Genomic DNA, 9,488 nt, shown 5'->3' with positions numbered 1-9,488 from the left:
ATCGAAATGCCGAAGTCGACGATTTCGGTGAAGGTTGCCGACGCCACCTACCGGGTACCGGGCCGTGCGATGCGCATGAAGCTCACCGTCACCAACAACGGCAACAAGCCGGTGCGGTTGGGTGAGTTCTACACCGCGTCGGTGCGTTTCCTGGACAGCGATGTCTACCGCGACACCACCGGTTATCCGGAAGACCTGTTGGCGGACGATGGGCTTGAAGTGAGCGACAACAGCCCGCTGCAGCCGGGTGAGACGCGGACGATTGACGTCACCGCCAGCGATGCGGCGTGGGAAGTCTATCGTTTGTCCGACATCATCTACGATCCGGACAGCCGCTTTGCCGGTCTGTTGTTCTTCTTTGACGATGCGGGCGGCCGTCAGGTCACCCAGATCGACGCTCCGCTGATCCCGTCCTTCATGTAAGACCAAGGGGGCGCCGGGTCCCGGCGCCCTCAAGGCTTTACGACCGACGGTCGGCACTGAAAAGCCCTCCTTCTCTGAAGGAGGGCTTTTTTCTTTGTTTAGATCGGAGATTAATTCGGATCTCGGTGCGCTGTGTGCGGCCTAGAGAGCTTATGACGCGGAAGGTGGCTTATTTGGGCCCAGCTGATTATCCCTCTATATTATTATGAGGGCAGGGTGTTCCCCTTAAGACTATAGGTTCCTATATCTCGGTGGGTCATAGGTTTCGCATCGCTTGTGCCGGTTACCGGCTAAATGCTTCCGAATGATGCCCACGCTAGCGCCGAAAATGTACCAGCCGGTAATTTACCTAAATTTTACTCACTACAGAGCCAGAATGAACTGAAGACAACCTTCAACTCCTTTCCGGCTTCTAGTGATATAATTTATGCCGTTTTATCCATATCCATTGCTGGCGTAGCTCAGTCGGTAGAGCAGCTGATTTGTAATCAGCCGGTCGGGGGTTCGAATCCTCTCGCCAGCTCCATTTCGCTATCCATTGCCTTGAATCCGGGTATCGCTCAGCGGCTCTCGCGACGGATATCTAAGCGGCGTACGAATTCGCCGATGATGATTTGATAGAGTCTGTCACCGAGGACGTGATCCTCGATGCCGGCATCGATGTTCGGGTTATCGTTAATTTCGATCACGTAGACACCGTTCTCGGTTTGTTTGAGATCGACTCCGTAAAGACCGTCCCCGATCAGTTTGGCGATGGCCAGCGCGGTATCGACGACAGCGCTAGGGGTCTCTTCGATTGGTAAAGTCCGAAAGTTTCCCTCTACGGCCTTCCCGGACGATCGGTGCCTGACGACTTGCCAATGCGCACGAGACATGTAGTACTGGCAGGCGAACAAGGGTTGTCCATTGAGTATGCCCACTCTCCAGTCGAACGACGTATAAACGAATTCTTGGGCGAGGATCAGATCGGATTCCTTGAACAGTTTTTGCGAAAGTGTTCTAAATTCACGCTCGTCATCGGCTTTGTATACGCCCCGAGAAAACGAGCCGTCCGGGATCTTAAGGACGACGGGGTAGCCGATGTTGCCATTCATCGATTCGACGTGCCCCTTTTGGAGAATTTTGCTTTTCGGTGTGGGAATGTGGTGCGCGTCCATTAGTTCGGCCAAATAGACCTTGTTGGCGCACTTCAGGATGGAATCGGGATCATCTATGACCACCATGCCTTCAATCTGCGCTTTTCTCGCGAAGCGATAGGTGTAGTGATCAATATTGGTGGTTTCGCGAATAAATAGAGCGTCGTATTCCGCCAAGCGCTCGTAATCTCTCTTCTCGATCAGTTCGACATCGACCCCTTGTTTTTTTCCGGCTTTGACGAGCTTTTGCAAAGCGCCGGCATTGGAAGGCGGCATGTTCTCGGCGGGATTACGCAGCACCGCCAGATCATAGCGCGACGTGCTCCTGGCGCGGGGCCTCCGCCATGGTTTCGCGAGGTAGCTGTTCAGTCCGTCGATGAAAAGTTGCCGGTTCGGTTCGCACATCGAGCTCGTGAGGTGCATCGGCTTTACGGTGTCTATATGCCACTTGCCTTGATAGCGGAACTCGACTTTAAGCAACGGACATTGAAATAGATCGAAGATCTGCCGGGAAAGGTCCTGCATATTCGGATCTTCGCAGCGACCGAAAAAAATCGGAAGCTCGAAGGTCTCATCGATTTTGCTCTCGCGCTTCTTGAAGCGTTTCTGGATTATGCCGTTGAGATCCTCGATGTTAAGGCTGTAAATGGATTTACTGCTGAGGCTGGTGAGGGTTCTCACGGTCGGAATGACCCGATGGCTGCGCGGCTCTGCCAGCAAAGAGCAAAAATACCCCATGCTTAAGTAACGATAACTGCGGCACAAATTGATGACGCGGACATCCTTCGTTTTCAGGTACTCGGCCTTCGATAAATAATCGCAGGCTGCAACCACGGGCACGCGCGGATAGTCCGGCTGCCAGTCCTTTAGACTCTCGACAACGACGATGTGGACGGACATATCAGTGGCGCCGGCGCGACTTTGATTTGCGAAGGATCAGTACAGACTTTTGTCCGGTTTTTCCGTAGCGGGCCATGCGTTGAAAATCGGTCTTGAGAATGGGCATGTTGATGCAGTCGGTGGCTGTCTTTCCGGCTGAATAATCGACATAGGGATCGTGCACGTAAAAATAATGTTCGTCGAAGCCTGTCACCACGATCCAGTGGGGAAACTTTTCCTGATAAAGACGATAGGAACTGATCAGCACAACCGGTATGCCGCCTTGCTCCATTTTTTCCTGCAACTCATTGCAGTTGAGGGCGGCATACACGATCTTGACCGGTAGTCTTTTCAGTTCATCCAAAAAATCCTCCTGTACGACCTGCATCACCACCCGTTTCTCTGGATCACGTACCGAGGTAATGAAAAGTGCGCCTTCATCATTGACATAAACCTCGACATCGAACCCGCGGTGAAACGCCGAAAGCGCGAGTCCATAAGGCCCGCACCCGCCGTGCCCGGAGGTCATGAAAACAGTGGTCGATTCGCGCCATAGCCGCAACTCGAGTTTTCGGTCCAGCTCTACATCGGATTGCAGGGTCTTCATGGCCATCATCAGGGATGCCGGACCGCAGGTGAAATCGAGAGTCTGCTGGTAATACGGCACCCGAGCCAGTTCCGGATTCAAATGAGGTGCCAGCATTTTCTCGAACCGCAAGGCCGAGGCGTGGTCTTCGTAGTAGTCGGGAACGCTTTCCAGATAACGATAGCCGAGATTTTCAAACAGTTTGATCGAAGGTCGATTATCGCGCCGAACTTCGAGCCGCAAGGTCACGCATTCGCGGTCCAGGGCCAATTCTTCGGAGGCTATTACCAGAGTCCGGCCTATGCCCTGGCTGCGATACGGCGGGTCGACCGCGTAGGAATACAGGCGCGCCAGCGAGGTGCCGGTATGGAATAGCACCATCGAATATCCGCGAATCACCCCTTCATGATCATCCACGAGGGTCGCCGCATTCGCCTTGGTAAGGAGATACCGGAAGTTGCGCCGGGAAATACGGTCCGTATCGAAACATCGGTCTTCGATCCGAACGAGGGCGTCCAGATCGTCCAAGTTGGCTGCGCGAATCATCAACGGTAGTGGGGGATAGGTGTCGGAAAAGATACTAGGCAGTTGTATGCCGACATCTTACCCGAAAATAGGTGGGCATTGTGCTCGCGGGGTCAAGCGCGGGAACAAGCCTGCGCTTGTCTGATGCCGATCAGCGGAGCTTGCTCTCGATATCAATGCGTTCCCAAGGCAGTTCGGTGAATGACGCGCCCATGTGGCCGTGTGCCGGTAGCATCCGGTAAAACATCCCTTTGTATTGCGCGGGCAAGTAGCGAAGTCCGAATTTCCGGATGATCGCTCCTAGCCGGAAATCGATGCATTCTTCGAGTCTGTTCTTGATCGTATTTTCGTCGACGCTGCCGGTACCGAATGCCGACACTTGAATGCTGACCGGCCTGGACTGCCCGATCGTGTAGCTCAGCTGGACTTCGCATTCGTCGGCGAGCCCGGCCGCTACAACGTTTTTGGCGGCGTAGCGTGCGGCATAGGCGCCGACGCGGTCGATACGGCAGGGGTCTTTGCCGGACAAGGCCGATCCGGAATGCCGCGCGTAACCGCCGTAGGTATCACTCGCTGTCTTTCGTCCGGTCATGCCCGAGTGTGCGGCGGGGCCGCTTTTCGGGAAAGTGCCGCGCGGATTGATGAAGATGTCTGTCTGATCGTCCGGCCGAATCGATTCGTTCGCAAAAGCGGGATTGATAACGTGGTCGAGAAGATCGGCGCGAAGCTGGGCTGCGTCGATTTGATCGCCCCCATGAGGCCCCGCGATCAGGGTAATGCTGTGAATCCTGTTCGGTCTGCCGCTTTCGAATTCCACGCCGACCTGCGTGGTACAGTCGGGCGATAAGTAGGAAACGGTTTTGTTCTCGCGCGCCACGGTCAGTTGCCGGGCCAAGCGGTTGGCCATGGTAATCGGAAACGGCATCAGCTCGGTCGTTTGATTGCAGGCGAAACCGAACTGAGTGATTTGATTGCGGACGGTGATTCGGTCGAGCTCCTTGTCGGTCAATTCCCGCTCGTCCCATTCATACCGTTGATCGAGAGGTTGCGCCATAAGGCTGGTGACCACGGTGCATTCGGCGGCGTTGAAATCTTCCTTGCGATAACCGACCGCGCCGACAACCTGCCGCGCCAGATCCGGAATGTCCACGGTCGCTTTCGAAGCAAAGCGGGCGGCGACGAACACGATTCCTTTCGACAAGGCGCATTCGGTCACGATATGAGAGTAAGGATCCTGCTGGAGAAACCGGTCAACAATCGCGTCGCTGATGGTGTCGCATAACCGATCGGGGTGCCCTTCGGCCACCGATTCCGAAGTGAACAAAAAGCTCTTTTTCATGATCGCCGCTCCTTTTGTTGCGAGTCGGTTTTTAACCGTTTAATCCCCTCATTGATTAAAAACGGCGTGGTTGCTCCGGCCCCGATCGCGACCCAATCGAGGGCGCCGATGGGCGAAAGTCGGAGCAAATTGCGCAACGGAGGCAAAAAGGCCGCGCCGATTTGAAGAGCGGCTGAACCGAACAAAGCCGCACTCAATAGCCGGTTGGTTGGCCGTTTCTCCCTATCGAACACGCCGGTGCGCTCGGACCGGCAACTGATGGCGTGGAGCAACTGACCGAGCGTGATAGTCATAAAGGCGCCGGTGCCCGCTTTTGGCCCCAAGCCATACCGGGCAACGCTATATCCGTAAACAGCCATGGCGCCGCCGGAGAGAAGCAGTGATTCACGCATCAATCTGGCGGCATCGGAGCGGCGGATGATTGGCTCGGTTGGGCTGCGGGGCGCCTGTTTCAGCACGTCCTGCTCGGGCGGCTCGAGCGCCAATCCGAGGCCGGGCAGGATGTCGGTCAATAGGTTGATCCACAGCAGTTGGATCGGGTTCAGCACTTCGCCGGCACCAAGCGCCGTGCCGATCAGCATGATCTCGACTTCGCTCAAGTTGCTGGAAAGCAGGAAATGCAGGCTCTTTCGGATGTTCAAGTAAATCGTTCGTCCCTGCTCAACGGCAGCGATCATGGTGTGCAGATTGTCGTCTTCCAGAACGATGTCGGCGACGGACCGCGCCACCTCGGCGCCCCCACCGCCAAGCGCCACGCCCACGTCGGCTGCCTTTAAAGCAGGGCCGTCGTTGACGCCGTCGCCGGTCATCGCTACGACGTGTCCGGCCTTTTGAAGCGCCTGGACGATGCGGAGCTTGTGCGCCGGGCTGACCCGCGCGAACACTGTCGTATCATTCACGATGCCCGCGAGCAGGTCGGGGTCGAGTTTGTCCAGGCTGGTGGAGTCGATGATTTCGAGAGCCTTAACGCCGTTCAGCCCCAAGCGTTTGCCGACGGAGAAGGCTGTGGCGCTCTGATCGCCAGTAATCATTACGGTACTGATTCCGGCTCCATGGAATTTGGCCATGAGTTCGGCCATCCCGGGGCGGACCGTGTCTTCCATCCCTATCAATCCTAGCCAGACCAGGTTTTGGCTTACGGATGCGGTGCCAATATCTTCGGAATATCCGAAGGCGACGCCCAGAACCCTCAACGCGCGGCCGGCCAAGCCTTCGTTCTGTGTCATGATCGCCGCACACTGCGTTTCGTCAAGCTCTACGTACTCGCCGTCGCGGAGCCCGTACGTGCACAGCCCGAGCACGTCGGTCGGACTGCCCTTGACCGCGACCAAGTGTTTTCCATCAGTGTTCTTGTGAACGGTGACCATATACGGACGATCCTCCGCCCGATGTACCGTCTTGACGAGCGGATGCCGCGCCCGCAATGCCTTGACGTCCTCGCCCGCGTCCAGTGCGATCTCCACCAAAGCCGACTCGGTCGGCGTTCCGTCGAGCTGGCGCCCGCTGCCGTTTTCGACCAGCTTGACTTCGCTGCACAGGCACACGATCTGAAGCAAGCGTTCGAGATCTCTCTGCTCGGCCAGATCGAACGATTCTCCGTTCATCAGCAACCTGCCGTTCGTGCGAGTGACGGAGATTGCAGGCATTTCGATCGTGACGGCCCGCATCCGGTTCTCGGTCAGCGTGCCGGTTTTATCGAGGCAAAGGGTCCTCACCGAACCGAGGCTTTCCACGGCGGGCAGCTGACGGACCAGCACGTGGTGGCGCTGCATTCGCCGTATGCCGAGGGCCAGGGTGGTGGTCGCCACCGCCGGCAAGCCTTCCGGAACGGCCGCGACGGCCAGAGATATCGAGGACTTCAACATTTGCAGCCAGGCGAACCCGCGCAGCAGGCCGAGGCCGAACATCGCCGCGCAGATACCGCCCGAAAACAGCGCGAGCTGGGTGCCCATACGGTCCAATTGGCGCTGCAACGGCGTCTCCGGCGGTTTGACCGATCCAACCAGGGATTGGATCACGCCGATTTCGGTGTGGCGGCCGGTCGACACCGCTACGGCCGTCCCGCTGCCGCCGGTGACGACGGTGCCGCGATGAACCATATTCTTGCGATCGGCCAGAGGGGCGTCCGCAGGAGCCAGATAGTTGTGGTGTTTGCCGACAGGAAGGCTTTCGCCGGTCAGCGCCGATTCGTCGACAGTCAACCGGTTGCTGGCGATCAGACGTGCGTCTGCCGCTACAAACGATCCCGGCTCGAGCACCAGAATGTCGCCGGGCACGACGTTTTCGACCGCTATTTCCGTCTTCTCCCCATCCCGAATGGCAAGCGCCCGGGTTGGTGTCAGCTTGGCCAGCGAACCGATGATTTTTTCCGCTTCACTTTCGGTGAAATAGCCGATGCCGGCATTGATCAACACGACGCTCAGGATGGCTAGAGCATCCGCGACGCCTCCGGTGGCGATGGAAATCACCGCCGACACGCCGAGCAACGCGACCGGCGGACTCATGAGTTGTCCCGCAAACATCGCTATGGCCGAGCGGGGTTTTTGCTGGCTCAAGGTATTCGGTCCGTGACGAAGAAGACGCGCCGCGGCAAGCTTTCCGGTCAAGCCGTCCGGTCCGGACCCCAGGGCCGTCAGCACCTCTTCGTCCTCGATTGCGTGCCAGACTCGCTTGCGGGAGGGGGCCTCTAAATCCGGATTCTCGACGATTTGGAGTGGCGGTTTTCCAAAAGCAGCCCGCCGGGCTTTCCAAAAGCCGATCTTGAGCGCATTGGAGTGCCTCGTGCCCTGGTGTCCGACTTTCGTCCGGGGTCCGCCGATCGCGGCATTGGTTTTCCAGTGTCTACGGGCACAAAGTTCGAGCTCGTCGATGATGAGGGCAATCGGCAGATCCAGTCTGAACCGGACCAAGGCGCTTCCGGTAAGCGGATTGGCGCTGACCGAGTCGAGCCACCGGCTCTTGGCCGGAAGTTCTTCAAGCGCCTTCTTCATGATTTCCGAGCGATAGAGTCCACGAACCTTGACCCGGATTCGCCCGGGAGCCCCGCGATGGGCAAGCGTGATCAAGATCGGTCCGACAGGGCTCGAATGGGAGGAATGATTTTGGCGGCGGGCGCATTGATCGAACGTATCTTTCATCGGAAAAGCCGTTCCGCGACGGGGAATGACGGGCACCTGTCGCGATGAAAAGTTACTATGCTTCTGCGTATCCGGTCTCGGACGTCAAAAATGAGCTTACCTTAGCGTGGTTACCAAAATGTGACCCTGCGGCTACGATCCGTTACGGGATGCAGCCATATGCCCATGAACGTAGGTCGACGCTATGTGCCGCTCATCCGCCAGTTGCAATAGGGAGAACAGCTGCTCTACGGCGTTTTCGCAGCGACTTAGTCGGGCAGCGAGGTATTGGTCCTCTTCGTAATCGAGCACAAAAAAATCGGCGCTCTTGCCCGGCTCGAAGTTTCCCGCTTCACTCTCAAGCCCGAGTGCCTTTGCCCCGCCCAGAGTCGCGAGATAGAGCAACTGATCGGCATTCAAGCAGAAGTCCTGCAACTGCTGCACTTTATAAGTTTCGGATAGTTCCCGCCACACGGAGAACTGCGTACCGGCACCGATATCCGTGCCTACGGCTACTCGAATGCCGCGCCGTAAATGTCGCCGTAATGGAAACAAGCCGCTCCCGAGATAGGAATTGCTGGTGGGGCAGTGGCACACGGTGCAGTCCGTCTCGGCCATCCGATCCATTTCCGGTTCCGTGGTGTAGATACTGTGCGCCAGCACCGTGCGTTCGGTGATGAGCCCGAAGCTATCGTAAACGTCCAGGTAGTCCCGCCTTTGGGGGAATGCGGTACGCACTGCGGCAATTTCTTCGCGCGTTTCGTTGATGTGGGTCTGGAGGTAGCTTTCCGGGTGGCTTCTCAGCAGCGAACCGCACAGCTCCAGCAACTCGGGTGAGCACGACAGCGCGAACCTGGGCGTAACGGCATAGTGGAGCCGTGGGGCGTGCCGGCACAATCCGATGAGCTTTTCGATCGAATCGACAGACTGTTCCGCCGTTTGCAGCAGCATCGGCGGTGCGTTCCGGTCCATCAAGGTCATGCCGGCAATCAGGCGAATGCCGGATCGTTCGGCCGCCTCGAATAGTGCGAGGTTTGCGTCGTAGAACTGAGAGCCGAACACCATGGCGGTGGTCGTTCCGCAGGTTAACAGGCGCTCGATGAATTGTTCCGCCGCCGCCCTGGCAAAGGATTCGTCGGCAAAGCGAGCCTCGGCCGGATAGACGGTGTTCTCCAGCCAGTCCAGCAAACCGTTTCCGAATCCGGCGGTCGCGTAGAACTGAGGGAAATGCAGATGTGCATCGATCAGGCCGGGGATGAGCCAAGCATCGCCATGGTCGACAAGCTCGCTCTCCGGAAAGGCGTCGAGCACGGCATCGCGTTCTCCGAGCAAGGCAACTCGGCCCGATGGGTTTATCGCCAACGCGCCTCGCTCGATAATTTCGAGAGTGTTTTCTCCGGCAAACGGATTGCCCCTCAAATGGGCGACCGTGCCGGCGTGTATCGTATCGGTCATCGCTGGCGTACCGACTCTTTGCCTCGTGA

The 9,488-nt window shown here is 57.5% G+C and carries 6 protein-coding genes and 1 tRNA gene; 2 read left to right on the top strand and 5 right to left on the bottom strand.

The window, feature by feature from the left end:
- The coding region (locus JOD69_RS21075; RefSeq protein ID WP_245245713.1) for a methane monooxygenase/ammonia monooxygenase subunit B at window positions 1–423 on the top strand (423 nt) is incomplete at its 5' end.
- Window positions 424–873: 450 nt separating this feature from the next.
- Window positions 874–949, top strand: a tRNA-Thr gene (locus JOD69_RS21070).
- Between the two features lie 34 nt (window positions 950–983).
- Here JOD69_RS21070 and JOD69_RS21065 read toward each other — a convergent pair.
- The 5 genes from JOD69_RS21065 to guaD form a co-directional block, all read right to left on the bottom strand.
- The gene (locus JOD69_RS21065; protein ID WP_077730720.1) at window positions 984–2,459 is read right to left on the bottom strand and encodes a RimK family protein; all 1,476 of its coding nucleotides are present in this window, start codon (window positions 2,457–2,459) and stop codon (window positions 984–986) included.
- 1 nt (window position 2,460) lies between these two features.
- A complete protein-coding gene (locus tag JOD69_RS21060) occupies window positions 2,461–3,570 on the bottom strand; it encodes a GNAT family N-acetyltransferase/peptidase C39 family protein (RefSeq protein ID WP_086134663.1) in 1,110 nt (369 codons plus the stop codon).
- A 130-nt stretch (window positions 3,571–3,700) separates the two neighbouring features.
- Window positions 3,701–4,888: a methionine adenosyltransferase gene (gene metK / locus JOD69_RS21055; protein WP_077730722.1), complete on the bottom strand. Its 1,188-nt coding sequence runs from the start codon at window positions 4,886–4,888 to the stop codon at window positions 3,701–3,703.
- Window positions 4,885–8,025, bottom strand: a complete 3,141-nt coding sequence (locus tag JOD69_RS21050; protein WP_086134732.1) for a cation-transporting P-type ATPase — start codon at window positions 8,023–8,025, stop codon at window positions 4,885–4,887. Before JOD69_RS21050 ends, metK begins: the two co-directional genes overlap by 4 nt.
- A 132-nt stretch (window positions 8,026–8,157) precedes the next feature.
- Window positions 8,158–9,459 (bottom strand): guanine deaminase, encoded by a 1,302-nt coding sequence (guaD, locus tag JOD69_RS21045; RefSeq protein ID WP_077730724.1) that lies wholly within the window; start codon window positions 9,457–9,459, stop codon window positions 8,158–8,160.
- Window positions 9,460–9,488: the final 29 nt, after the last annotated feature.

Source organism: Methylocaldum sp. RMAD-M, assembly GCF_017832375.1.
Lineage (GTDB): Bacteria > Pseudomonadota > Gammaproteobacteria > Methylococcales > Methylococcaceae > Methylocaldum.
The sequence above is the reverse complement of the archived record's forward strand: the minus strand, read 5'-3'. Positions and strand labels throughout refer to the sequence as shown.